Here is a 26,070-nt window from a genome sequence, read left to right on the forward strand (position 1 = left end):
GCACTGACGGCGGGAAGCCGCCGTCCTCCCGCGCGCCGACTCCTGAGCCAGATCCACTGACGGCGGGAAGCCGCCGTCCTCCCGCGCGCCGACTCCTGAGCCAGATCCACTGACGGCGGGAAGCCGCCGTCCTCCCGCGCGCCGACTCCTGGGCGAAGTCGCCTGAGCCGCAGGCCGGCCGTCCGGTGCGCGAAGGCCGTCGTTGTCGTCCGGCGACAGACAACGGCCGGATCCCTGTCGTGCGCGGCGGAGCCCGGGGGGTGTCCCCCGACGGAAGCTGAGGTTGTCGGGAACGCAGCGGTTCCCGGCGGCCGGCAAGCCGAACGGCCACGCTGTCGCACCGGTTCGGTGTGGATTCGCGTACACCGCGGCGTCGACCGGCAACCTGCCCGCTTCCCCTCTCCGCACAGCACTCAGGAGCAAGCACATGACCACGCAGTCGGAATCGGCCCTCACCCCCATTCGCTCCCCGCGCGGGATTCCCCTGCTCGGTCACACGCCGCAGATCCCCAGCACCAATCCGGTGGCGTACTTCGGTGAGCTGGCCAAGCAGTTCCCCGAGGGCCTCTACGGCATGGACATCGCCGGTATCGAGCAGGTCTTCGTCTGGGACCCGGACCTGGTGGCCGAGGTCAGCGACGAGACGCGGTTCTTCAAGCAGATCGACAAGACGCCGCTGGCCCATGTCCGGGACTACGCGGGCGCCGGCCTGTTCACGGCCCACCAGCACGAAGAGGAATGGGGCATGGCGCACCGTGTCCTGCTGCCGGCGTTCAGCCAGCGGGCCATGAAGGCGTACTTCGGGCAGATGCTGGAGATCGCCCAGAACCTGGCGGGCAAGTGGGAGCGCCGGGAGGGGAAGCCGGTCAACATCACCGACGACTACACCCGCCTGACGCTCGACACCATCGCCCTGTCGGGGTTCGGCTACCGGTTCGACTCCTTCGCCAAGGAGGAGCTGCACCCCTTCCTCAACGCGCTGCTGGAGGCCCTGATCGAGTCGCTGCGGCGCTCGCAGGAGCTGCCGATGATGACCAAGATGCGCAAGGCGGACGACAAGAAGTACCGCCGGAACATCCAGATGATGCAGGACCTGGTCGAGAGCGTCATCAAGGAGCGCCGCGAGGGGAAGGGCGGCGGTGAGGAGGACCTGCTGGGCCTGATGCTGGAGGCCACCGACCCGGACACCGGCAAGGCGCTGGCCGACGACAACGTCCGTGACCAGGTGCTGACGTTCCTGATCGCCGGCCACGAGACCACCAGCGGCCTGCTGTCGTTCGCCACGTACTCGCTGATGCGCAACCCGCACGTGCTGGCCCAGGCGTATGCCGAGGTGGACCGGCTGATGCCCGGTGACACGGTCCCGGACTACGACACGATCATGCAGATGGACGTCATCCCGCGGATCCTGGACGAGACGCTGCGCCTGTGGGCTCCCATCCCGATGATCGGCAAGGCGCCGCTTGAGGACACCGTCATCGGCGGCCGCTACCAGCTCAAGAAGGGCACGCGGGTCAACATCATCGAAGGTCCGCTGCACACCCACCCCAAGGCATGGGACCGTCCCGACGAGTTCGACATCGACCGGTGGCTGCCGGAGAACCGCGCCAAGCACCACCCGCACGCCTACAAGCCGTTCGGCAACGGCGTACGCGCCTGCATCGGCCGGCAGTTCGCGCTCACCGAGGCCCGCCTGGCCCTGGCGCTGGTGCTGCAGAAGTTCAAGTTCTCCGACCCCGGCGACTACAAGATGGACGTCAAAGAGGCGCTGACCCGCAAGCCCGGCGGCTTCGAGCTGGTCGTGCGCCGCCGGCAGGAGCACGAGCGGACCGTCTTCGGCGTCGCGGATGTGCAGACCGGCGACACGCAGGCGCAGGCCGCGGTCAGCGGTGTCGGGGTGAACCTGACCGTCGCCTACGGCTCCAGCCTGGGCGCCTGCGAGGACCTGGCGCGCACCATCGCCGACCGGGGTGAGCGCTCCGGGTTCGGCACCACGCTGGTGAGCCTGGACGAGCTGGGTGACAACCTGCCCACCGAGGGCCTGCTCACCGTGGTGGCCGCCAGCTACAACGGCAAGGCGCCGGACAACGCGCAGCGTTTCGACGACCTGCTCGCCGCCGGACTGCCCGAGGGCTCCCTGCAAAACGTGCGGTTCGCGCTGCTGGGCGCCGGCAACACCCAGTGGGTGGCCACCTACCAGGCCTTCCCCAAGCGGATCGAGGAAGGCCTGCTCGCCGCCGGCGCCACCCCGATCATCGAGCGCGGCATCGCGGACGCCGCCGGTGACTTCGACGGCATGGCCACGCGGTGGATGGACACCCTGTGGGCCACCCTGGCCGAGGAGTACGCCGCCGACACCTCCGAGGCCAGCGGCCCGCGCTACCAGGTCCAGCTGCTCAGCGAGTCCGACGTGCGCCCGGCGATCGTCTCCGAGCAGGCCTACCCCCTCACGGTGGTGGCCAACGAGGAACTCGTGGCCGACGCCACCGGCCTGTGGGACTTCCAGATCGAGCCGCCGCGCCCGTCCGCGAAGTCCATCACCATCGAGCTGCCCGAGGGCGTCACCTACGACACCGGCAACCACCTGGCCGTCTTCGCCAAGAACGAACTCGCGCTGGTGGAGCGCGCGCTGAGGCGGCTCGGCGTCGAGTACGACCAGGTGCTCCGGCTGGAGCAGCCGGCCGGTGGCCGCACGCACCTGCCGGTCGGCACCCCGGTCACCGCCGGCATCCTGCTCACCGAGTTCCTGGAACTGCAGGACGTCGCCACCCGCTCCCAGATCCAGACGCTCGCCGAGCACACCGAGTGCCCGTGGACCCGCCCGCAGCTCCAGGCGTACACCGCCGACACCCAGGAGGCCGAGGAGCGTTACCAGCAGGAGATCCTCGGCAAGCGCGTCTCGGTGCTGAACCTGCTGGAGCGCTTCCCGGCGGTCGAGCTGCCGCTGGCGGTCTTCCTGGAGATGATGGGCCCGATCCGCCCGCGCTTCTACTCCATCTCCTCCGCCCCGCAGGCCAACCCCCGCCACGTGCGCCTGACCGTCGGCCTCCTCGAAGGCCCCGCCCTGTCCGGCGACGGCCAGTACCGCGGCACCTGCTCCTCCTACATCGCGGGCCTCGAGCAGGGCGACGTCGTCTACGGCTATGTGCGCGTGCCCTCCCCGACCTTCGCCCCGCCCGCCGACCCCGCCACGCCGCTGATCCTGATCGGCCCCGGCACCGGCATCGCACCGCTGCGCGGCTTCCTGGAGGAGCGGGCGACACAGCACGCGAACGGCACCCAGGTGGGCCTGTCGCAGGTGTTCGTCGGCTGCCGCCACCCCGAGCACGACTACTTCTACAAGGAGGAGATGCAGTCCTGGGAGCGGTCCGGGATCGCCCAGGTGCACACCGCCTACTCCGCGGTGACCGGCCACCCGGCCCGCTTCGTCCAGAACGCCATAGCCAACGCCGCCGACACGGTGTGGCAGGCCATCGAGGCCGGCGCCTACATCTACGTCTGCGGTGACGGCCGCCGCATGGCACCCGCCGTCCGCGAGGCCCTGGCGGCCATCTACCGCGAGCGGACCGGCGCCGACGACGAGACCGCCCAGCAGTGGCTCGCCCAGCTGGAGGCCGACGAGCGCTACCAGCAGGACGTCTTCGCCTGACCCCCCCCCAGCCGCCGGGAGACGTGCGGGTCCATCCTCCTCCCCCGCACGCCTCCCGGCCACCACACCCGCCGGGAGACCGACCCGGCTCCCCTCGGCCCGAGCCGCCGACGCCCCGTCACACAGCGGCCGAACCGCGGTCCCCCGGCAGCACGCCCGGCAAACGGACCGATCGACATAGCACTTGCCAAGGAAGACAGAGGATCACCATGGACACCATGCTCGCCGGACGTTTCCACCTGGACAGCAAGAAGTTCGCCGTGGAGGAGGTTCCCGTCCCCGTGCCGGGCCCGGGCGAGGTCCTCGTCGAGGTCAAGGCCGCCGGCGTCTGCCTGTCGGACGTCCACCTGCTCGACGGCTCACTCGTCCCGTTGTTCGCCACCTCCGACACGGTCACCGTCGGCCACGAGGTCGCAGGTGTGGTCCACACCCTCGGCCCCGACCTCAAGCGGGGCCTGACCGTCGGCACCCGCGTCACCCTGGAAGCCGGCAAGACCTGCGGCCAGTGCGTCGGCTGCGTGCGCACCCGCCCCTGCACCCAGATACGCACCGCCGGCATCGACTACGACGGCGGCTGGGCCCAGTACACCATCGCCCGCGAGGACACCCTCGTCCCCATCCCCGACAACCTCCCCTTCGACCAGGCCGCGATCATCCCCGACGCGGTCTCCACCCCCTACGCCGCCGTCGTCACCACCGCGGGCGTCCGCCCCGCCCAGTCCGTCGGCATCTGGGGCGTGGGCGGAGTCGGCGCCCACAACGTCCGCCTCGCCCGCCTGGCCGGCGCCGCACCGATCATCGCCGTCGACCCGCTGCCCAGCGCCCGCGAACGCGCCCTGGAATTCGGCGCCGACTACGCCCTCGACCCCGCCGCCGACGACTTCGCCGACCAGGTCCGCGCGGCCACCGGCGGACGGGGCCTGGACTTCGCCTTCGACTGCGCCGGCGTACCCGCCGTCCGCGAGCAGGCCGCTTCCGTGCTCGGCCTGGGCGGCTCCCTCATCCTGGTCGGCATCAGCCCCAGGCCGCTGACCATCACCGAGGGCCTGACCTTCAACTACATGATGAAGCAGGTGCGCGGCCACTACGGCGGCAGCCCCGAGTCCGTCACCGAGCTGGTCCGCCTCGCCGAGGTCGGCCGTCTCGACCTGGCCCCCTCCATCACCGCCCACATCCCGCTCGCCGACGCCGCCGACGCCGTCCACCGGCTGGAGAACAAGATCGGCGACCCGATCCGCCTCATCCTCGTCCCCTGACGCCTGTCAGCAGGACACCAAGCCACCTCGGGCAGGGGTGAGTGGGCGCCGGTGCGTGAGGGAGCACCGGCGCCCACGGCTTGGCGCACCCGGTCGCCGGGTCCACCAGCGCCCGCGTTCATCAGCATCGGCGATCAGCCGTCACCAAAGGCCCGCAGAGGCAGGACCGCGGGGCCGAAGGCCGGAGCCCTCACACCGCCCTGGCCGCCACCGTCACCGCCCGAGCCGGCCCCGCCGGACAACCCCATGACCTGCCGTCGAGACCGATCCGGACACCCCGCTGCCGAGCGACTCCAAGGAGATCGTCGACCTCTTCGGTCCGGGCGGCTTCGACGAGTACGTCGACCTTCCTCGTCGACGTCGCCGGGGCCCCTCCCCCGCGGTCCCGTCGACGGCCGGGCCTGGCACGCCCCCCCCCGGGGCGCTCCTCCCCCGCCGGGCCGCCGCTGGACTGCGGGGTCGGCTCGTCGTCGGGGGTGCGGCGCAGCACTCATCGACATCACGCCCAGTACTGGGCGGCGGACTTGCTCAGCCCGGCCACGCCATGACGGCAAATCAGGGGGCCGTGCGCCAGCGACACGATGGAGCGACCTGCGAATCGGCCTTTTCGCTAGTTCAGCCACCACTTCCTCGGAAGTGCCCGGAACCGGACTTGAACCGGTACGCCCGCGAGGGGCAGCGAGGTTTAAGCTCGCCGTGTCTGCATTCCACCATCCGGGCAGGCCATGGGCTCCGCGTCGAGGTCCCGAGCCTATCGGGACGCATCCCCCGAACAGCGGAAGGGCGGCCCCATGTTGTCTTATTTTATTGACGCCTGAGGGTGCATCAGCACTCGGTACGCGCCGTCCGCACTTGCCAACAGCCTTACGTGCGAGACTCGCCCGCGCATGCGGAATGACGGAATTTCACCGCCCGAACGAGGTGGCTCCACCCGTTTCCGGCAGGTCCTCCCGGCCGGGGATCCCGTAGGGCCCGCCCGTCATCCCCAGGTATGACGCGGGCACCCGCAGTGCGACTGGAGACTGCCCCGGGAACCGGAACAGCGGCTGACTACATGGCGCCGTTCGGCCGAGACGATGGAGCACGTCCCAAGAACCACCCCGTCGTCCCGACAGGAGCGCCACCCCGTGACCACCACACCCGTCGCCGGCCGGACCACCACCGTGGCCGCGCGCGCCACGGATCTGTCGAAGATCTACGGACAGGGCGAGACCCAGGTGGTCGCCCTGGACCGGGTCTCCGTCGAGTTCCGGCAGGCCGAGTTCACCGCGATCATGGGCCCGTCCGGCTCCGGCAAGTCCACCCTGATGCACTGCGTCGCCGGCCTGGACACCTTCTCCTCCGGTTCGGTGCGCATCGGCGACACCGAGCTCGGCTCCCTGAAGGACAATCAGCTCACCAAGTTGCGCCGCGACAAGATCGGCTTCATCTTCCAGGCGTTCAACCTGCTGCCGACGCTGACCGCCCTGGAGAACATCACCCTTCCGATGGACATCGCCGGGCGCAAGCCGGACAGGCAGTGGCTGGACAGCGTGATCGCGATGGTCGGCCTGTCCGACCGGCTCGGCCACCGCCCGTCCCAGCTCTCCGGCGGTCAGCAGCAGCGCGTCGCCGTCGCCCGCGCCCTGGCCTCCCGCCCCGAGATCATCTTCGGCGACGAGCCCACCGGAAACCTCGACTCCCGCGCGGGCGCCGAGGTACTGGGCTTCCTGCGCAACTCCGTGCGTGAGCTGGGCCAGACGGTGGTCATGGTGACGCACGACCCGGTGGCGGCGGCGTACGCGGACCGCGTCGTCTTCCTCGCCGACGGCCGGATCGTGGACGAGGTGTACGGGCCGACCGCGGACTCGGTCCTCGACCGCATGCTGCATCTCTCCGGGGAAACGCCCCGGACCGCCGAGTTCGACGCCAAGGGCCGCACCAGCTGACGTCCCCTCACCCACAGACTCAGGACTGAGACTTCCATGTTCCGCACCGCCTTGCGCAACGTACTCGCGCACAAGGCCCGGCTCCTGATGACCGTCCTCGCCGTGATGCTCGGCGTGGCGTTCGTGTCGGGGACGCTGGTCTTCACGAACACCATCTCCGACGCCTACCAGAGCAAGTCCGCCAAGGGCTTCGACCATGTCGACGTCGCGGTCGGCCCCGGGTTCCAGGACGCCGAGGGCGACCGGGTCGGCAAGCAGCACGAGCTGACCGAAGCACTGCTCGACAGGAGTGCCGAGGTGCCCGGCGCGGCGTCCGCGGTCGGTGTCGTGCAGGGATTCACCGCCATCGCCGACAAGGACGGCAAGCTGATCGGCGACGGCTTCAGCACCCAGGGCGGCAACTACTGGGGTTCCGAGGACCCCCGGTACCCGCTGGTCGACGGCCAGGCCCCGAAGGGCCGGGACGAGATCCTCATCGACTCCGAGACCGCGCAGCGCACCGGCTACGAGGTCGGCGACACGGTGCGGCTGTCGGTCGACGGCCCCGTCCTCACGCCGAAGGTCACCGGCATCTTCACCACCGACGACGGCAATGTCGCGGCAGGCGGCAGCCTCGCCCTGTTCGACACGGCGACCGCGCAGAGGCTGTTCGGCAAGGTGGGCACGTACGACGAGATCGACGTCAAGGCGGAGCCGGGCGTCACCCAGGCCGCGCTCAAGGCCGCACTGGACAAGGCGTTGCCGAAGGGCGCCGTGGAGACCACCACGGGCAAGCAGCTCGCCGACGACCAGGCGGAGATGATCGCCTCCTCGATGAGCGGGCTGAAGCAGGGCCTGCTGGTGTTCGCCGGTATCGCGCTGTTCGTCGGCACGTTCATCATCGCCAACACCTTCACCATGCTGGTCGCCCAGCGCACCAAGGAACTGGCGCTGCTGCGGGCGGTCGGCGCCTCCCGCAAGCAGGTCACCCGGTCGGTGCTGATCGAGGCGTTCGTCGTCGGAGCGGTCGCCGCCGTGGTCGGTCTGGTGGCCGGCATCGGTATCGGCGCCGGGCTGCGCTCCCTGATGGGCAGCTTCGACGCGCCCGTACCGGACGGCCCCCTGGTGATCACGCCGGGCACGGTGGGCGCCGCCCTCGCGGTCGGGATCCTGGTCACCATGCTGGCGGCCTGGCTGCCGGGCCGTCGGGCGGCGAAGATCCCGCCGGTGGCGGCGATGGGGAGCCTGCACGCCAAGGCGACGACCAAGTCGCTGGTGCTGCGCAACACGCTGGGCTCGCTGTTCTCGGCGGCCGGCATCGCGGTGGTCCTCGCGGCGACGACGATGGACGGCTCGGACGGGCAGGCCCCGATGGGGCTCGGCGCGGTCCTGCTGATCATCGGCGTGTTCATCCTGACGCCACTGCTGTCCCGCCCGCTGATCGCGGCCGCGGCACCGGTGCTGCGGGTGTTCGGCGTCTCCGGCAAGCTCGCCCGGCAGAACTCGGTGCGCAACCCGCGCCGCACCGCCGCCACCGCCTCGGCGCTGATGATCGGCCTCACCCTGATCACGGGCATGACGGTGATGGCGGGCAGCCTGCAGACGTCGATCGACAAGATGGCGTCGGACGCGATCAAGGCCGACTACGTGGTCTCCATGGCGAACGGCAACGCGCTGTCGCCGGACGTCGCCGAGAAGCTGGAGCGGACGGACGGCGTCACCGCCACCAGCCCGATGCGCAACGCCGTCTCCCGGATCGACGGCGAGACCGAGTTCCTCACCGGCGTCTCCGGCGCCACCTTCGGTGAGCTGACCGCTCTCGAGGTCCAGCAGGGCTCGTTCAAGGTCGGCGGCACGGACGTCACCGTCGACGACGAGACCGCCGCGTCGCACGGCTGGAAGGCGGGCTCGAGCTTCACCGTCGCCTACGAGGACGGCAGGAAGCAGCGGCTGACGGTGGCCGGGGTCTACCAGGGCAACGACATGATCAGCGGGATCATGCTGGACACCGCGACCCTCGCGCCGCACCAGCAGGACCCGGCCGACATGATGGTCATGGTCAAGACGTCCGGCGGCCCCTCCGACGCGGTGGCCGACAAGCTGGAGAAGGCCCTCGGCACCAACCCGGCGATCAAGGTGCAGGACAAGCAGGACCTCTCCAACGAGATCGCCCAGATGTTCACGCTGATGCTGAACATGCTCTACGGCCTGCTGGCCATGGCCGTGATCGTGGCCGTCCTCGGCGTCATCAACACCCTGGCGATGTCCGTCTTCGAGCGCTCCCAGGAGATCGGCATGCTGCGCGCGATCGGCCTGGACCGCCGGGGGATCAAGCGGATGGTCCGCCTGGAGTCCTTGGTGATCTCCCTGTTCGGCGGTGTGCTGGGCATCGGATTGGGCGTCTTCTTCGGCTGGGCGGCCGGTGAGCTGCTGGGTTCGAAGATGGCGACGTACGAACTGGTCCTGCCCTGGACCCGGATGGCGGTCTTCCTGCTGCTGGCGGCGGTCGTGGGTGTACTCGCGGCCCTGTGGCCGGCCCGCCGGGCGGCGCGCCTGAACATGCTCACGGCGATCAAGTCGGAGTAGTCCCGGGTGTACGGCGACCAGGGGCCCCGCTTCCTTCGGGAGGCGGGGCCCCTGGTCATTCAGCTGTTCCAGGTGCGGGCACGCAGCGGCATTCCCGAAGCGCCGGACTCGGGGGTCCGCACGGCCAGGACCTGGTTGACGCCGATGCGGTTGCGTTCGAAGGCGAGCGCCGAGGCGGCCATGTACAGGCGCCAGACGCGGGCGCGGCCGGGGCTGGTCAGGCGGACCGCGCGGTCCCAGTCGGCCTCCAGGCGTGCGACCCAGCGCCGCAGGGTGCGGGCGTAGTGCTCGCGGATCGACTCGACGTCCCGCACCTCGAAGCCGGCCCGCTCCAGCTGGGTGACGGTGGTGCCGACGGGGGCGAGTTCACCGTCCGGGAAGACGTAGGCGTCGATGAACGGGTCGACCCGGTAGGTCGTTTCGTCCCGCTGGGGGCGGCGGGCGATCTGGTGGTTGAGCAGCCGTCCGCCGGGCTTCAGCAGGGCGTACAAGGCGCGCGCGTACTCCAGGTAGCGCTCGCTGCCGACGTGCTCGGCCATGCCGATGGAGGAGATGGCGTCGTAGGGGCCGTCCGCGACGTCCCGGTAGTCCTGGACCCTGATCTCCACCCGGTCGGTCAGGCCCTCGTCGGCGACGCGCTTGCGGGCGTACACGGCCTGCTCCTGGGAGAGCGTGATCCCGACGACGCTCACCCCGTGCTCGCGTGCCGCGTGGATGGCCATCGAACCCCAGCCGCAGCCCACGTCCAGCAGCCGCTGTCCCTCTGTCAACCCGAGCTTCGCGCAGACCAGTTCGAGCTTGTCGCGCTGGGCCGACTCCAGGGTGCCGTCGCTCCGGGCGTCCGGCCAGTAGGCGCATGAGTAGACCATCGACGGGCCGAGGACGAGTTCGTAGAAGTCGTTGCCGACGTCGTAGTGATGGCTGATGGCCCGCTTGTCGCTGCGCCGGGTGTGCAGATGACCGCGCCTGCGTACCTCCTCCCGCGGCGGGGCGGGCGGGATCGGCGGCCCGGCCAGCTTCACCAGCTCCCGTACGCCCGCCCGTACGTCGGGGTCGCGCAGTGCCTCGACGAGACCACGGGCGTCCTCCCCACGCTCCCAGACCAGCCCGGAGATGATACCGACAGTGGTGTACAGGTCGCCCTCGATGCCCAGGTCTCCGGCGACCCAGGCGCGGGCGAGCCCCAGTTCGCCCGGCTTGAAGAGCATGTGGCGCAGGGCGCGCCGGTTGCGTACGACGAGGGCCGGCGCCTCCGGCGGCCCGTCCTGCGAGCCGTCCCAGGCCCGCACCCTCAGCGGGAGCGGGGCTCCCAGCATCTGCTCGGCAAGACTCCTCAGCCGCGACGCGGCGTCGGCCATGGCACACCTCCGGTCAAAGGAATGAGCCCGCTGGTTCGTCTCCATCGCTGGCGGGGGAAACGACCGCGCACGCCGACGTCATTCCCCTCCGGGTGCCTCTGCCGACACCTTGGCCGAACCGTCACACTCCCGCGTTACCCGAGCGGGTGCGACCGGTCAAGCCACGACATGAAGGGGCGTGCCCCGGCCCGGGGTGACCCGCCCTAATGGAGACAGAACGAAACGTTCGACTCCACCTCCCTGGACTCATTGGATGTGATCTCGCATGACCAGCCTTTCCAAGCTCCAGCGCATGGCACTGCTCGCCGCCTCGACCACGGTGATCACCGGAGGCGTGCTGCTGCCCACCAGCGCCTTCGCGGCGGCTGCGCCCGCTGGCGTCGTCACGACGACGGTCGCCGACGCTGCCGGCAGCACCGACGCCGCCGCGCAGTGGACGCAGACCACGGACGCAGCGAGCGGTGTCACGGTGCAGCTGCCCGGGGAGGCGCAGACCGAGACCATCGACGACGACGGCATCGAGGCTCGCGTCTACGATGTGACGACCGACTACGGATTCATCAGATTCACCGTCTTCGAGGGGTCGAACGACAGTCCCGAATGGGACCTGGCGGGGTCTCTCCAGGAGCAGCTGGACATGCACAACCAGGACGCCGCCCAGTCCTCCGGCGCCACGCTCAGCAGCGAGGACGTCCAGGAAGGAACCACGGCCGAAGGACTGCCGGCCCTCGACGCGGCTCTCACGGCCACGGACGGCACGGCCGGTAGCACTCGCCTCGTCGACCTCGGCCAGTACATGGTCCAGGTGGTGGTCCTGGGCACCACGGACGATCAGCAAGCGGTGGAAGCCGACTTCCTGCAGGTCCTCAACGGCCTCGAGCTGTCGGCCAGCAACGCGGCCACCCGGTCCTTGTGAGCCGAGACGCGTCCCGGACCCGGGCACCGCTAAAGGCGGCCCAGCATGACCGAGAGGGCGTTCACAGCGTCCTCCCGGTTGTGTCCCTGGTTTCCTGTGCGCACCACGGTCGCCTGCATCAGGACCTGCCCTTTGCGGGCGGTGAGCTGTGTGTAATAGGTGTCCGCCTTCAGGCCCGTATGGTCGACGACCAGGTGCCCCTCCTCGCCCGCCACCTCGTCGGAGCCCTTCAGGTGCGGAAGGTCCAGGGCGCGAACGTCCTCCCACTTCTGCTTGCTCGTGGAGTCCAGTTCCGTGCGGCAGCGCTGGGCGTCGGCGCGAATCCTGGCGATGTCCGTCGTGGCCGAGGCGGCGTCCCGGTGGACGATGACCCCCGAGGTGGCGCCGACCGACTGATCCGACTTCTGCGCACTGCGCTGCAGACCGGCCAGCATGGTCGCCGGTCGCTGCGCCACGATGTAGCAACTGTCGTCGGCGACGTACTGGGTGACGTCGTCCGTTTCGTAGGGATCGCTCCGGACGTAGCCGGAGCCCCAGTCCGCCGGGGTCAGCGTCACTCGTTTCGCGACGTCCCGGGCCTCGGCGGCGGTCGTGATCGGCTCCGGCTCCCGGTCACGGCCGGCGAGAACGGGCACGAGGGCGACGGCGGCACCGATCGCGACCACGGCGGCAGCGGCACCGATGAGCACGGGAGTCCTGCGCCACCAGGGGCGCCGTTTCTCGGGCGGGCCGGGGGCGCGGCTCGCGTACAGGGGGCCCGGCGGAGGGCCGGGCGGCGGACCGGGCGGTGGAGGGGTGCTCACATGCCTGCTGTACCACCCTGGCCCGGACATGCCGCGTAGCCGGGCCCGGAGATCACCTGACTGACGGGGCGCCGGGTACGGGGGAGAGCACCTCGCCGACGGGGCGCCTGGTACGGGGGAGAGCACCTCGCCGACACCGGGCCGGGTGCCGCGGGCGGCCCCTCCGGACACGGCGAAGGGGCCGCCCGCACCACGGATGGCGGGCAGCCCCTTCGGACTCACCGGTGACCTGAGGTCAGGAGGCCTTCGCCTTCTCCTCGGTCTTCGGGGCCGCGGCGACCGGTGCCGGCTTGGCCGCCTCGTAGAACTCCTCGCGCGGGGACTCCAGCGCGCCGAGAGCGACGACCTCGCGCTTGAAGAACATGGCGAGCGTCCAGTCGGCGAAGACGCGGACCTTGCGGTTCCAGGTCGGCATCGCCATGCCGTGGTAGGTACGGTGCATGTACCAGGCGAGACGGCCCTTGAGCTTGATCTTCATCTTGCCCATGACGATCATCGCCACGCCCTTGTGCAGGCCGAGGCCCGCCACCGCGCCCTTGTTGGCGTGGCTGTAGTCCTTCTGCGGGAAGCCCCGCATGCCGGACACCACGTTGTCGCCGAGCACCTTGGCCTGGCGCAGCGCGTGCTGGGCGTTCGGCGGGCACCAGGCGTTCTCCACGCCGGCCTTGCGGGCGGCGAGGTCGGGCACCTGGGCGTTGTCGCCCGCGGCCCAGATGTAGTCGGTTCCCTTGACCTGGAGCGACGGCTCGCAGTCGATGTGGCCGCGCGGGCCGAGCGGGAGGCCGTAGCGCGACAGCGCCGGGTTCGGCTTGACGCCGGCCGTCCAGACGATGGTGTTGGCGTCGACCTCGAGGCCGTTCTTCAGCACCACGTGGCCGTCGACGCAGGAGTCCATGGACGTCGAGAGGTAGACCTCCACGCCCCGGCTCTCCAGGTGCTCCCGGCCGTACTTGCCGAGCTTGGGGCCGACCTCGGGAAGGATCTTGTCGGCGGCGTCGACGAGGATGAAGCGCATGTCCTCACGGGACACGTTGGTGTAGTACTTGGCCGCGTCCCGGGCCATGTCCTCCACCTCACCGATGGTCTCCGCGCCGGCGAAGCCGCCGCCGATGAAGACGAAGGTGAGCGCCTTGCGGCGGATCTCCTCGTCGGTCGTGGAGTCGGCCTTGTCCAGCTGCTCCAGGACGTGGTTGCGCAGGCCGATGGCCTCCTCGATGCCCTTCATGCCGATGCCCTGCTCGGCGAGGCCGGGGATCGGGAAGGTGCGGGAGACCGCGCCGAGCGCGACGACGAGGTAGTCGAACGGCAGCTCGTACGCCTCGCCGACCAGCGGGGAGATCGTGGCGACCTTGCGGTCCTGATCGATGGTGGTGACCCGGCCGGTGAGCACCTCCGCCTTGGGCAGCACGCGTCGCAGCGGGACGACGACGTGACGCGGGGAGATGTTGCCGGCGGCGGTTTCGGGGAGGAAGGGCTGGTAGGTCATGTACGACCGGGGGTCGACGACCGTGACGGTCGCCTCGCCGTAGCGCATCTTCTTCAGGATGCGCCGAGCTGCGTACAGGCCTACGTACCCACCGCCTACTACGAGGATCCTGGGACGCTCCGTGGTGCTCATGCCATCGAGTATCCACCCACCTCTGAGGGGGAGCTCGTGCGCCCCTTCACAAGCACATCCGGGCTCCGTGCTACACTCCCCGGCCCGCGTGAGGCAAGTCATGGTCACCATCGGGAACCACGGCTTGTCAGACCCCGTTGTCAATGCCGCGTGAGCTGCTCCTCTGACCTTCCGGAGCCTCCGAGAAAGCGCGGCGGGCCCTCCCGCAAGGGGCCTCCGGCCGCTCCATACACGGTCCATCTGAACATGTTCAAGACCGTGTTCACCCCTCGGAAGGGTCAACAGGCACCCATCCGTGCTCCCGGCGGGCCCAATTCCTTGTGAAGAACTTCACGAACTTTTCCGAAGCGGGCGCCCCGAGGGCGTCCGAGCGGCCGCCGGAGGCCCTCCGACGACGCTCATACGCGGGTCGACCTGCTCGTCCGTCGGCCGCCGGACGGTGGCGCGCCGGGGCCGCGCCGGGCCGCGCGAGCGCCCCGCACCGCCGGTCACCCACACCGTCACCCGGTCGGCCACTCTCCATGCGAAATTACCCGGAAGCGGAAATAACGTGCAGACATGATCACCTCACAGAAGGCCCTCGTGCGGGCCACTTCGCGCATAACTTCGGTCGGCACTGCCCTCGGCATCGCCCTCGGCCTCGGGGTGGTGACGGCCGCGTCCGCCGCGGCCGCCACACCCGTCACCACGAAGGCCACGTCCGTCCAGTCGGCGCCCCACCACAGCTACGGCGGTGGCTACGGCGAGGAGTGCAGCGGAGTCATCGTCCTTCTCTGCAACTGACGGACGGCCCGCGCGGGCCGAGACGAACGGCCCCGGTTCCTCACCAGAGGAACCGGGGCCGTCGCGCGTTCCGGGTGCTCACGACCGGCGGGGCGTCCACCGGAATCCGTGACGCCGCACCCGAGATCACCACCGCCGGGCACCACCCGTCAGCGCGGCTCGCTCGCCGCGTGGAACGCGATGCCGTCGAGAATGTCGTGCTCACTCACGACGACCTCCTCCGCGCCCGTCCGTTCCATGATCGAAAGGAGGACCAGGGCGCCCGCGGCGATGACATCGACACGCCCGGGATGCATGGACGGTACGGCCGCGCGCTCGGCGTGGGTGGAGTGCAGGAGCCACTCGGTGATCTCGCGGACCCGGTCCAGGCCGATCCGGGAGTGGTGGATGCGGGCCGAGTCGTACTCGGGCAGGTCCTGGGCGATCGCCGACACCGTGGTGACCGACCCCGCCAGCCCCACCAGCGTCCTGGCCTCGCGCAGCGGCACCGTCTCCTCGGCCAGGTCGAGGGCGGCCTCGATGTCCGCCCGCATCGCCGCGATCTGCTCCTCGGACGGCGGGTCGGAGACGACCCCGTCCCGGACCAGGTGACGCTCGGTCATCCGGACGCAGCCGACGTCGACCGACCGGGCCGCGCGGACATGGTCCTCGCCGACGACGAACTCGGTCGAACCGCCGCCGATGTCCACCACCAGGTAGGGCCGGTGCAGATCCGTCCGGACCGCCAGCTCCTTCGTCGCGCCGGTGAAGGAGAACTCGGCCTCCGCGTCGCCGGTGATGACCTCGGGCTCGACGCCGAGGATGTCCACGACCCCGCGCACGAAGTCGTCCCGGTTCTCGGCGTCCCGGGAGGCGGAGGTGGCGACGAAGCGGACCCGCTCGGCGCCGTGCTCCTTGATGACCGCGGCATACTCACGGCAGGCCGCGAACGTCCGCTCCAGCGCCTCGGGGGCGAGCCGCCCGGTGCGGTCGACGCCCTGGCCGAGCCGCACGATGGTCATCCGGCGGTCCAGATCGACCAGTTCGCCGGTCGCCGGGTCCGCGTCGGCGACGAGGAGCCGGATGGAGTTCGTACCGCAGTCGACGGCGACCACGCGGGTCACTTGCCGTCCTCCTCGTTCGCCTTGTCTGCCTCGTTCGCCGCGGTCACGCACGCGCCCTTGCGCCACCACTCCGGCAGCATCGCCAGGGCCTCGTCACCGAGCGGGTTGACGCCCGGCCCGGCGGCCAGGCTGTGCGCGACGAGCACGTGCAGGCACTTCACCCGGTCCGGCATGCCGCCCGCGCTGGGGAAGTTCTGCAGCTCCTCGATCTCGTCCCGGCGCCGGATGTAGTCCTCATGGGCGGCGCGATACGTGGCGGCGAGCTCCGGGTCGGTCTCCAGCCGGGCGGTCATCTCCTTCATCACGCCCTCGGCCTCCAGCGTGCCGATGGCCGACGAGGCCCGCGGGCACGTCAGGTAGTACAGCGTCGGGAAGGGCGTGCCGTCGGGCAGCCGGGGGGCCGTCTCCACGACGTCCGGCTGCCCGCACGGGCACCGGTGCGCGATCGCGCGCAGTCCGCGCGGCGGCCGCCCGAGCTGCTGCTTGAAGGCCTCGACGTCGGCGTCGGTGGGCTCGGTGCGCGGGGTGGGCGGCGGGGGCGTTTCCATACCTGTCTCTCTGTTACGTTCACCGGCCGGAGGCGACCGGCTCAGTGGTGGGCGGCGTCGGACTTGTCGACCCCGTCCCATACGTTCGCGTACCAGGGGCGGTCGGCCGTGCCCTGGTCGGAGCGGGACTGCCTGGCCTCGTCCGGGTCGATCACGATGTAGCCGGTCTCGCCCGGCATCACGTAGTGCAGCCGCTGCCGGATCTGCTGCTCCGCGTAGGCGTCGTCCTGCCAGCGTGCCTTGAGGTCGCGCAGTTCCTCGACCCGCGCCTCGGCCTGCTGCTTCTGCCGCCGCAGATCGGCGATCTCGGCGCGCTGGGCGACGTACTGCCTTATCGGGTAGGCGAGCGCGACGACCAGGGAACAGACGACGAGGGCGAGCAGGGCCGCGCGGCCGGTGAGCCGGGAACGGCGGGCCTGGCGGCGGGTCTGGGAGCGGTAGACACGGGCCGCGGTCTGCTCGCCGAGCAGCCTGAGCCTGGTCGCGGTGGAGAAACGGTCGCGTTCCTTCACGGCCATTTCGGCTCTCGCCTCCCCATGCCTGCGTGGTGCACACGCGCGTACGTCCCCGCACACGGTACGGGACCGGGTGCGGGGACGTACGTACGACGCTTCCTACGAGGGCGTCGCTCAGCCCTTGAAGCGCGGGAAGGCGCTGCGGCCGGCGTACACCGCGGCGTCGTCGAGGATCTCCTCGATACGCAGCAGCTGGTTGTACTTGGCGACGCGCTCGGAACGGGCCGGGGCGCCGGTCTTGATCTGGCCGCAGTTGGTGGCGACGGCGAGGTCGGCGATGGTGACGTCCTCGGTCTCGCCGGAGCGGTGGGACATCATGCACTTGAAGCCGCTGCGCTGGGCCAGCTCGACGGCGTCCAGGGTCTCGGTGAGCGAGCCGATCTGGTTGACCTTGACCAGCAGGGCGTTGGCGGCGCCGTCCTCGATGCCGCGGGCCAGGCGCTCCGGGTTGGTGACGAACAGGTCGTCGCCGACGAGCTGGACCTTGTCACCGAGCTTGTCGGTGATGGTCTTCCAGCCCTCCCAGTCGTCCTCGAACAGCGGGTCCTCGATGGAGACGAGCGGGTACGCGTCGACGAGCTCCGCGTAGTACTCGGTCATCTCGGCGGCCGAGCGGTCCTTGCCCTCGAAGGTGTAGACGCCGTCCTTGTAGAACTCGGACGCGGCCACGTCGAGGGCCAGGGCGATCTGCTCGCCGGGCGTGTAGCCGGCTTCCTTGATCGCCTCCAGGATGAGGTCGAGGGCCTCGCGGTTGGAGCCGAGGTTCGGGGCGAAGCCGCCCTCGTCGCCGAGGCCGGTGGCCAGGCCCTTGCCCTTCAGCACCTTCTTGAGGGTGTGGTAGACCTCGGCGCCCCAGCGCAGGGCCTCGGAGAAGGACTCCGCGCCGATCGGGGCGATCATGAACTCCTGGATGTCCACGTTGGAGTCGGCGTGCGAGCCGCCGTTCAGGATGTTCATCATCGGCACCGGCAGCAGGTGCGCGTTGGGGCCGCCCAGGTAGCGGAACAGCGGCAGGTCGCTGGCCTCGGAGGCGGCGTGCGCCACGGCGAGCGAGACGCCGAGGATGGCGTTGGCGCCGAGGGAGCCCTTGTTGTCGGTGGCGTCCAGGTCGAACATCGCCTGGTCGATCAGGCGCTGCTCGGTGGCGTCGTAACCGACCAGCTCCGGGCCGATCTGCTCGATGACGGCGAGGACGGCCTTCTCGACGCCCTTGCCGAGGTAGCGGTTGGGGTCGCCGTCGCGGAGCTCGATGGCCTCGAAGGCGCCGGTGGAAGCGCCGGACGGAACGGCGGCACGACCCGTGCTGCCGTCGTCGAGGCCGACCTCGACCTCGACCGTGGGGTTGCCTCGGGAGTCCAGGATTTCCCGGGCTACGACGACGTCGATGGACGGCACGAGCATCTCCTTCGTGGATGTGACGCGGTTTAGCAGGACCGCAGCGGCTCTGCGAGACGAGCCTAACCGCCTCCGTGCGATCGGCCAGCCGGTCGCCCATCTCGTGGACGGAACCGAGAGTAAATTGTTTCCGAACGAAACAAAGACGGGGGCGCACGGGGTGGGAAGCGGGGGGTGAGGGGGCGGGGGGCCGGCGGACGGCGACCCGGGGGACGCCGGATGGCCGAGACCGCGGGGCAGGTGGATGTCCGGTGGGCGGCATCGGCGCGGTGCACGGGCGATGAAGGGCCGGGACCCCAGGCGAGCGCGTGTCCTTGCGGGTGGCATCGGCGCGGCGCGCGGCCGGCATGCAGGGCGAGGGGGCGCCTGGGGCGGCGCACGGCTGAGACAGGGGGGCGGCTGACCGACGATCCCGATAGCGGCGCACCGATGCGGGGCGTAAAAAAGCCCCGCCCCGGTGCGTACGGGGGAACACGCACCAGGGCGGGGAGCCCGTGGGGACGGGGGGTGACCCTCACGGGAGCCTCTGGGGCCTCCGGCGGGCCGGCGGCGTACGCCGTCCTACTTCAGGTGCAGCTGCTGACCCGGGAAGATGAGGTCGGCGTCCTCGACGATGTCCTTGTTCAGCTGGAACAGCTTCTCCCAGCCACCCTTGACGTCGTGCTCGGCGGCGATGGTGCTGAGGGTGTCACCCTCGGCGACCTTGTACTCGCCGTCGCCCTTCTTCACCTTGTCGCCGGTCGGCGTGGTGACCGTCTCCTTCGCGGCCGGACGCTCCTCGGAACGCGAAGCCGGCTGCTCCTCGGTCGCCCGCGTGCTGGTGTCGGTGCTCTGCGACTCGTTCGCGGCGGAGCCGCTGTCGGTGGAGCCACCGCCGGTGTACGCGGCGTTCGACAGGCCCGTGCCGCAGACCGGCCAGGCACCCTTGCCCTGGCCCGCGAGCACCTTCTCGGCGATCTGGATCTGCTGCTCCTTGGAGGCCTGGTCGGCCGTGGAGGCGAACTGCGTGCCGCCGTACGCGGCCCAGGTCGAGGCGGAGAACTGCAGACCGCCGTAGTAACCGTTGCCGGTGTTGATGGACCAGTTGCCACCGGACTCGCACTGGGCGACGGTGTCCCACTCGGAGGCCGTGGCGGCGGAGGCGCTGCCGGCGGCCATCAGCGGCGCGGCGACGGCGGCGGCACCGGTGACGCCGACCGCGGCGATGGCGCGAACGGCCTTGGACGGACGACGGTGCTTGCCCTTGCTGGAAAACAGCATGGTTGATCCCCTCACCGACGCCTGCGAGGTGAGCTGTCGGGTTCGGGCCGGTTGAGTTGCCCGGCCACACCTCCCTGGGAGGCGTGGCTTCACCCCAAGCCGGTTCCGGCGCTGAGTCTCCTCAACTGCCGGGCCCGGCACCTACCTTGGGTCCCCCGCTCCTGCCTACGGCGCTTGACGCGACGACTGTTCCCGGCCGGCCGCTGGCAGGATTCGGCGTTGCGGCAACCGGGGCTCGTGTTGACGAGCGGTCATGACCGTAGACAGGCGATCGACGGAATTTCAAAGACGATCAGGGCTTCTGAGACTCATCCCACACTTTCGCCAAAACGGACATTCAGCTCGAAGTGTGACGTGAACTCCCGCCGCCCGCAGGCCGTTTCCGGGCCTGCTCGCCGGCCTACTCCGCCCGGATGTCGAGCTCCTGACCGGGGACGATGTGGTCGGGGTCGGCACCGAGGGCGTTCTTGTTCCCGGCGTACAGCGCGGCCCATCCGCCTTGCACGTCAAGGGAGTCGGCGATGCTCCAGAGGCTGTCGCCGTCCCGGACCGTGTATGAACCGTCGACGGCCGCGCGGGTGCCGGCGGCTCCGCGCGAGGCATGCCGCCCGGCGGACTCTCCGGACCTGCCGTCACCCTCGTCCGCGCTGCCCCCTCGGTGCTTGCCGGTGCCGAGGGCTCCGGTGTCGGTGAGGTTCGAGGTGCTCGGCATGCCCGAAGGCACGTCGGAAGACGGGGAACTTGAGGGGGATTCGCCCGATTCAGGGGATTCGCTGGAGCTGGGGGATCCACTGGAATCGGGAGAGGTGGATCCGCCGGCCTCCTGGGAGGTGGAACCGTCGGACGGGCGGGATTGGCCGGATTCGCCGGATTCAGTGGAGTCCGGGGAATTCGTTGGGTTTGCCGGACTCGATGGCTTCGCGGAATCCGTGGGCGCACCGGAACCATGCGACTCATCGGCGTCGCTGGAGCCGCCGGAACCGCTGGAGCCGTCGGCATGGCTACGGCCGGACGAGTGGGACAAGCCGAGCGAGTTGGACAGACTTCCCGAATCGCTGGATCTCGTATGCGACGGCGTACTGGAGGCGTCACCGGCCACCCCCGTGTCGACCGCGGCCGACTCGGTGTCCACATCGAGCCCCACCAGCGGCCCGCAGGTCGCCCACGCGCCCACGCCCTGGTCCGCGAGGACCTTCTCGGCGACGGCGATCTGCTGCGAACGACTGGCCCGGTCCGCGCTCGCGGCGTACATGAGGCCGCCGTACTTCTCCCAGTCCTGCTGGGAGAGTTGCAGCCCGCCGTAGTAGCCGTTGCCCGTGTCGGCGCTCCAGGAGCCACCGGTCTCGCACTCCGCGACCCGGTCCCATGTCGTTCCGCCGGCGGCGCTCGCACCGGTGGCGCCGAGGAGCGGGATGGCGATGGCGGAGCCGGTCACTCCGGCCGCGACGACAAGAGCGGGTGCCTGGCGGGGGCGACGGTGACGACCGTTCCCGGAGAGCATGCGGGGACCTTTCGCGCGACAGCGGGGATCTGCGCGGCAGGTGAAACAGGGGGGCCGCGCTGATGGGTGAACGTATAGGCAGACGATCACTTGTCACAAGTTAATGCCGCACAGATCACGTGAAGATCACATAGTTGAAAGTGCGTCACGTTTCCTGCGCAGGCGTGAACTCCACCGGCAGCGTCCGCAGTCCCCGCATGATGAGCCCCCCGCGCCACCGCAATTCAGCCGGATCCACCGCGAGTCGCAGGTCCGGGAGGCGGGTGAGGAGGGTGGCGAGCGCGGTCTGGCCCTCCAGGCGGGCCAGCGGGGCGCCGAGGCAGTAGTGGATGCCGTGGCCGTAGCCGAGGTGCTGGTTGTCGCGGCGCGCCAGGTCGAGGGTGTCCGGGTCCGCGAACCGCTCCGGATCCCGGTCGGCGGCGGCGAGTACGACGAGGACGGGGTCGCCGGTCGCGATGTCCTGGCCGCCGATGGTGAGCGGCTGGGTGGCGAACCGCCAGGTGGCGAGCTCCACGGGCCCGTCGTAGCGCAGGAGTTCCTCCACGCCGGTCTCCAGCAGGGCGCGTTCGCCGCGGGCCAGGGACTGCTGGAGGCGGGTGCGCTGTTCGGGGTGGGTGAGCAGGGCGTAGGTGCCGTTGCCGATGAGGTTCACGGTCGTCTCGAAACCGGCGAACAGGAGGATGAAGGCCATGGCCGCCGCCTCGTTCTCGGTGAGGTGCTCGCCGTGGTCGGAGGCGCGGATGAGGCCGGAGATCAGGTCCTCGGCGGGGCCGGGTGCGGCGGGGAGGGTGGCTCGTTTGCGGTGGATCAGCTCCAGGAGGTAGCCGCGCATCCTCTTCACCGACCGCGCGACCCCGCCCCGGGGCCCGCCGCCGTGCCGGATCATCATGCCCGCCCAGTCCCGGAAGTCGTCCTGGTCCTCACGGGGGACGCCGAGCAGGTCGCAGATGGCGTAGATGGGGAGCGGGAAGGCGAAGTCGTGGATCAGGTCGGCGGAGCCGTCGCGGGCGAACCGGCCGATGAGGTCGTCGGTGAGCTCCTGCACCCGCGGGGCGAACTCGGCGACGCGGCGCGGCGTGAACGCCTTCGAGACCAGCCGGCGCAGCCGGGTGTGGTCCGGCGGATCGATGTTGAGCAGGTGCGTCATCAACTCGGCCTTGCGCTCACCGGGGATACCGGTCTTCCCCTTGGCGTGCGCGGGCTCGTCGTGGTGCGCGGGGTTCTTGGACAGCCGCTGGTCGGCGAGAGCCTGCTTGGCGTCGGCGTACCGGGTGACCAGCCAGGCCTCCACCCCGCTGGGCAGCCTCGTCCGGTGCACGGGCGCGTGCTCGCGCAGCCAGGCGTAGGCCGGGTACGGGTCGGTCGCGAACTCCCGGGTGAAGAGCTCGGGCGCGGGGGTGGAGCCGGGCGCGGGCGGGTCGGGGTGGTGGTGCTGGTCGGTCACTCCTCGACGGTATCCGCAGAGGCGGACCCGTCACCGAGGGCCTCGTCGGACCGGCCCTGGGCGCCGGTGCCCTCGGTGGCCCGCACCGCGTCCCGGTAGGCGCGCGCCGCCGCGCGCAGGGCCGCCTCCGGGTCCACGCCCTCCGCCTCGGCGCGTATCGCCAGTGCCAGCAGCTCGTACCCGATGCCCTCGCCGGACGGCGGCGGCACGTCCATTCCCGCCGTGCGCACCCGGGACGCCAGCTTCGCCGCGAGGGCCAGGCCGGGCTGGTGCAGCGGGATGCCCTCGGTCACCGAGGTCCGCTGCTTCTCCTGGGCCTTGGTGCGCAGCCAGTGCTCCTTGACCTCCTCGGGCGTGGCGGCGGTCTCCTCGCCGAAGACGTGCGGGTGGCGGTGGACGAGCTTGGCGACGATGGTGCCCGCGACGTCGTCGATGGAGAACGGGGCGTCCGCGTCCTCCTGCGCGATCCGCGCGTGGAAGACGACCTGGAGCAGGACGTCGCCCAGTTCCTCCCGGAGCTCGTCCCGGTCGCCCTCCTCGATCGCCTCGACGAGTTCGTACGCCTCCTCGATGCCGTACTTCACCAGGCCCTCGTGGGTCTGCCGGGACGACCAGGGGCACTCGGCGCGGATGCGGTCCATGACCTGGACGAGGTCGAGGAGGCGGGCGCCGGGCAGGTCGTAGGAGGCGGGCAGCAGCTCCAGCTCGGGCATGTGGAAGCGGCCGCTGCCGGCGAGCCGCGCCAGGCCGTCCGTGAGGACGGGCTCGCCCTCACCGGTGGCGACGACCACCACGGTCCGCCCGCCGGCGCACAGGTCGATCAGCTCCTCGGCGGCCGGACCGGCCTCCTCCACGGATATCCCCGCCTCACGCAGATACGGGAGCTGCGGATGCGCCCCGTCGGCGCACAGCACACGGTCGGCGGCGTGCAGTGCCTGCCAGGCGGGCCAGGAGAGCAGGCCGGGGGCGACGCGGTGGCTGGTGGTGAGCAGGACGATGCGCCCGGTTTCCGGGCGCGTGGGAGCACTGCCCTGACCGCCGTCAGGGGCGCTGCCGAAGCTGGTTGCGTTCACGCTCCGAACGTAACCCACGCCACCGACAGGCCCGTGAGTCGTCCACTCACGGGCAGCCGCGGACCCGCTACGCCGGCTGCTGGCCCTGCCCCGTGATCTCCCGCACCCACGGCGTCTTCGCGTCCACGCGGCTGCTCTTGCTCACGTCCCAGTCGCCGTAGCGCGGGTTGAGGTCGATGTTCAGCTTCCGGGAGGCGTCGGACAGGGCCTTCCAGAACGCCGGCCGGCTGGTGTCGGTGCCGAGCTTGGCGGCGAGCTTCTGGGCCTCCAGCTGCAGGCGGAGGTTCTCCTCGAGGCGCTGCGGCGCCACACCGTACTGCTGGAGCCAGGTCGTCTCCAGCGCCTTCGCGCCGCCGACCTGCTCGCGCAGCCCGTCCTGCATCTCCTGGACCTCCTTGCGGCTGACGGAGATGCCGGCGTCCTGGGCGGCGCGATGCAGCACCCGGTCCAGGACCATGCTGTGCAGGGTGTCGCGGGTGAGGGTGCCGGTCTTGGCGATGACCTGCGCGTACTGCGCCTCGTCGGCCACGGCCGACCGCTGCGCCTCGCGCACCTCGCTGACGCGGGTCTCCAGCTGCGACACAGTGATCCGCTGTCCGCCGACGACGGCCGCCGCGCCGGGGTGCGCGTCGCTGCCGCAGGCGGTGAGGACGGGCGCCGAGGCGATCGCGGCGGAAAGGAGGAGCGCGGTGCGGCGACGACGGCGGTGCAAGGGAACCTCCCGAGGAGATTGTGCGACGGTGCACAAGGTCTTGCGGTGATCGATGGTAGGCAGCAGTCCGGCTTTGGCCAACCCATTCGACCAACGATTCACCAGGACTTCGGGCACCGCCGCGCCGTCCGGCTGCCGGGGGACTATCCGCGCACCTGTCCCAGCCATTGCAGCGTCCGCCGCACCTCCACCGCGAGGGGATGGCCCGTCCCGCCCGTCCGTTCGACGTCGTGCAGCAGCCGGGCCAGCGTGTCGTGCGCGGCCGCGCGGTCCCCTAGGGCGAGCAGGAGGTGGCCGATGCGGCGGCGGACGTCGTGCGCGAGCTGGGGGTCTCCGGAGACGTACTGGTTCTCGTAGTACGGCAGCAGCGCCCGGTACGCGGCGAGCGCGGCCGCCGGTTCGCCGAGCTGTTCGAGGCACTGGGCGGCCTCGTAGCGGAACCGGAGGGACTGCGGGTCGGCCTGGCCGGCCTCGGCGGCGCGCTCGTCGGCGAGGCGGCGCAGTTCGGGCAGCGCGCGCCGGTACTGGCCGTCGTCCATGAGCGTGGCGGCGTACTGCTTGCGCAGCGTGCGGACCACCGGGGAGTGCTCGCCGTGCTGTTCGGCCGCGGTCGGCAGGATCGCGCCGAGGATGTCGACGGCCTGGGTGATCCGCCCCTCGCCGAGGAGCCGCTTGACCTCGTCGACGGCGCTCGCGACGTCCCCTCTTCCGGCGGCCGGCGGGACGGGGGCGGGCTGGGGCGCGGGTGTGCGGGCGCGGTCCGGCCAGGGGGCGTGCGGGCGGACGAAGGGGCGCGTGGGGTCGAGGGCCGCACCGCTGGGGGTTCCGCGCTCCGGCAGCAGGGGTGACAGGTCCTCGTACACCTCCTGCGCGGAGCCGGGCCGGTGCTGCGGATCCTTGGCGAGCAGGCGCAGGACCAGGGTCTCGAGGGCCTCGGGGACCTCGGGGCGGATCCGGCGTACGGGGACCGGGGGCTCGTACAGGTGGCGGTGCAGCACGCCGAGGGCCGTGGAGCCCGCGAAGGGGACCTCGCCGCTGAGGAGTTCGTGCAGCACCACACCGAGCGCGTACAGGTCCGTGTACGGGCCGACCGCGCCGCTCATCGCCTGCTCCGGCGCCATGTAGGCGGGTGAGCCGATCGGCGAGCCGGTGTGCGTCAGGCGCGTGGTGTCGGTGTCCATGACCGAGGCGACACCCAGGTCGAGGACCGTGACCGTGCCGTCCTGCTTCACCATCACATTGCGCGGCTTGAGGTCGCGGTGCACGATCGGCACGGCGTGCACGGCGCTCAGCACGGCGCACAGTTGCGCGGCGACCGCGACCGCCCACTGCCACGGGTACGGGTCCCTCCCGGCGAGATGGCCGGAGAGGTCGACGCCGTCGACGTACTGCATGACGAGGAACAGTTCCTCGGCCTCGCTGCCCGCGTCGTGCACCGTGACCAGCCCGGGGTGGTCGACCTGCGCGGTCACCCGGCACTCGCGCACGAAGCGCCGGCGCAGCTCGGCGGCCTCCTGACCGGCCACCTTGTCGGGGCGCAGCAGCTTCACCGCCACGCGCCGGTCCAGCCGCTGGTCGTACGCCGTCCAGACCTGGCCCATGCCGCCCTGCCCGATGAGCGTGGCCAGTTCGTAGCGGCCGGC

19 protein-coding genes, 1 tRNA gene and 1 riboswitch are annotated in these 26,070 nt (G+C 70.9%); of the genes, 6 read left to right on the forward strand and 14 right to left on the reverse strand.

Annotated elements, in window-relative coordinates:
• The first annotated feature begins 427 nt into the window (after positions 1-427).
• Complete coding sequence (locus ACIHCM_RS24780; protein WP_399899630.1) at positions 428-3,649, forward strand: cytochrome P450; 3,222 nt, start codon at positions 428-430, stop codon at positions 3,647-3,649.
• Positions 3,650-3,858: 209 nt separating this feature from the next.
• Positions 3,859-4,905 (forward strand): zinc-binding dehydrogenase, encoded by a 1,047-nt coding sequence (locus tag ACIHCM_RS24785; protein WP_399899633.1) that lies wholly within the window; start codon positions 3,859-3,861, stop codon positions 4,903-4,905.
• Positions 4,906-5,542: 637 nt separating this feature from the next.
• Here the strand turns inward: ACIHCM_RS24785 and ACIHCM_RS24790 are convergent.
• Positions 5,543-5,625: transfer RNA gene (locus tag ACIHCM_RS24790), tRNA-Leu, on the reverse strand.
• Between the two features lie 407 nt (positions 5,626-6,032).
• On the opposite strand from ACIHCM_RS24790, the gene ACIHCM_RS24795 reads away from it, so the two are divergent.
• Together ACIHCM_RS24795 and ACIHCM_RS24800 are read left to right on the forward strand one after the other, a co-directional pair.
• Complete coding sequence (locus ACIHCM_RS24795) at positions 6,033-6,833, forward strand: ABC transporter ATP-binding protein (protein ID WP_399899636.1); 801 nt, start codon at positions 6,033-6,035, stop codon at positions 6,831-6,833.
• 36 nt (positions 6,834-6,869) lie between these two features.
• Positions 6,870-9,398, forward strand: coding sequence for an ABC transporter permease (locus ACIHCM_RS24800; protein ID WP_399899639.1), 2,529 nt, complete (start codon positions 6,870-6,872; stop codon positions 9,396-9,398).
• Positions 9,399-9,457: 59 nt separating this feature from the next.
• On the opposite strand, the gene ACIHCM_RS24805 is transcribed toward ACIHCM_RS24800, so the two are convergent.
• Positions 9,458-10,756, reverse strand: coding sequence for a class I SAM-dependent methyltransferase (locus ACIHCM_RS24805; protein ID WP_399899641.1), 1,299 nt, complete (start codon positions 10,754-10,756; stop codon positions 9,458-9,460).
• Between the two features lie 265 nt (positions 10,757-11,021).
• Between ACIHCM_RS24805 and ACIHCM_RS24810 the strand changes: the two genes are divergently transcribed.
• Positions 11,022-11,672, forward strand: a complete 651-nt coding sequence (locus ACIHCM_RS24810) for a hypothetical protein (RefSeq protein ID WP_399899644.1) — start codon at positions 11,022-11,024, stop codon at positions 11,670-11,672.
• A gap of 29 nt (positions 11,673-11,701) precedes the next feature.
• On the opposite strand, the gene ACIHCM_RS24815 is transcribed toward ACIHCM_RS24810, so the two are convergent.
• Positions 11,702-12,361, reverse strand: a complete 660-nt coding sequence (locus ACIHCM_RS24815; RefSeq protein ID WP_399899647.1) for a hypothetical protein — start codon at positions 12,359-12,361, stop codon at positions 11,702-11,704.
• Positions 12,362-12,710: 349 nt separating this feature from the next.
• The gene (locus ACIHCM_RS24820) at positions 12,711-14,093 is read right to left on the reverse strand and encodes an NAD(P)/FAD-dependent oxidoreductase (protein ID WP_399899650.1); all 1,383 of its coding nucleotides are present in this window, start codon (positions 14,091-14,093) and stop codon (positions 12,711-12,713) included.
• 558 nt (positions 14,094-14,651) lie between these two features.
• On the opposite strand from ACIHCM_RS24820, the gene ACIHCM_RS24825 reads away from it, so the two are divergent.
• Positions 14,652-14,876 (forward strand): hypothetical protein, encoded by a 225-nt coding sequence (locus ACIHCM_RS24825; RefSeq protein WP_399899653.1) that lies wholly within the window; start codon positions 14,652-14,654, stop codon positions 14,874-14,876.
• Between the two features lie 149 nt (positions 14,877-15,025).
• Here ACIHCM_RS24825 and ACIHCM_RS24830 read toward each other — a convergent pair whose 3' ends face one another.
• The 10 genes from ACIHCM_RS24830 to ACIHCM_RS24875 form a co-directional block, all read right to left on the reverse strand.
• Positions 15,026-15,979 carry an exopolyphosphatase gene (locus ACIHCM_RS24830; RefSeq protein WP_399899656.1) on the reverse strand — a complete coding sequence of 318 codons (954 nt, stop codon included), beginning with the start codon at positions 15,977-15,979 and terminating at the stop codon, positions 15,026-15,028.
• Positions 15,976-16,527: a DUF501 domain-containing protein gene (locus ACIHCM_RS24835; protein WP_399899658.1), complete on the reverse strand. Its 552-nt coding sequence runs from the start codon at positions 16,525-16,527 to the stop codon at positions 15,976-15,978. The genes ACIHCM_RS24830 and ACIHCM_RS24835 overlap by 4 nt, the downstream gene beginning before the upstream one ends.
• Positions 16,528-16,568: 41 nt before the next feature.
• Positions 16,569-17,045, reverse strand: a complete 477-nt coding sequence (locus ACIHCM_RS24840) for a septum formation initiator family protein (protein WP_399899661.1) — start codon at positions 17,043-17,045, stop codon at positions 16,569-16,571.
• Between the two features lie 111 nt (positions 17,046-17,156).
• On the reverse strand, positions 17,157-18,437 hold the full coding sequence (gene eno / locus ACIHCM_RS24845; RefSeq protein WP_399899664.1) for a phosphopyruvate hydratase: 1,281 nt from the start codon (positions 18,435-18,437) through the stop codon (positions 17,157-17,159).
• Positions 18,438-18,998: 561 nt separating this feature from the next.
• The gene (locus ACIHCM_RS24850; RefSeq protein ID WP_399899667.1) at positions 18,999-19,697 is read right to left on the reverse strand and encodes a transglycosylase family protein; all 699 of its coding nucleotides are present in this window, start codon (positions 19,695-19,697) and stop codon (positions 18,999-19,001) included.
• Between the two features lie 3 nt (positions 19,698-19,700).
• A riboswitch (cyclic di-AMP (ydaO/yuaA leader) is annotated at positions 19,701-19,880 on the reverse strand.
• A gap of 217 nt (positions 19,881-20,097) precedes the next feature.
• On the reverse strand, positions 20,098-21,198 hold the full coding sequence (locus tag ACIHCM_RS24855) for a transglycosylase family protein (RefSeq protein ID WP_399899670.1): 1,101 nt from the start codon (positions 21,196-21,198) through the stop codon (positions 20,098-20,100).
• Positions 21,199-21,343: 145 nt separating this feature from the next.
• The gene (locus tag ACIHCM_RS24860) at positions 21,344-22,642 is read right to left on the reverse strand and encodes a cytochrome P450 (RefSeq protein ID WP_399899673.1); all 1,299 of its coding nucleotides are present in this window, start codon (positions 22,640-22,642) and stop codon (positions 21,344-21,346) included.
• Positions 22,639-23,715, reverse strand: coding sequence for a nucleoside triphosphate pyrophosphohydrolase (locus tag ACIHCM_RS24865; protein ID WP_399899676.1), 1,077 nt, complete (start codon positions 23,713-23,715; stop codon positions 22,639-22,641). The genes ACIHCM_RS24860 and ACIHCM_RS24865 overlap by 4 nt, the downstream gene beginning before the upstream one ends.
• 67 nt (positions 23,716-23,782) lie before the next feature.
• Positions 23,783-24,427, reverse strand: coding sequence for a SurA N-terminal domain-containing protein (locus ACIHCM_RS24870; RefSeq protein WP_399899679.1), 645 nt, complete (start codon positions 24,425-24,427; stop codon positions 23,783-23,785).
• Between the two features lie 143 nt (positions 24,428-24,570).
• Positions 24,571-26,055 carry a serine/threonine-protein kinase gene (locus ACIHCM_RS24875; RefSeq protein ID WP_399899876.1) on the reverse strand — a complete coding sequence of 495 codons (1,485 nt, stop codon included), beginning with the start codon at positions 26,053-26,055 and terminating at the stop codon, positions 24,571-24,573.
• Positions 26,056-26,070 lie beyond the last annotated feature (15 nt).

It is taken from the genome of Streptomyces sp. NPDC052023 (genome assembly GCF_044548465.1).
Classification (GTDB): Bacteria; Actinomycetota; Actinomycetes; order Streptomycetales; family Streptomycetaceae; genus Streptomyces.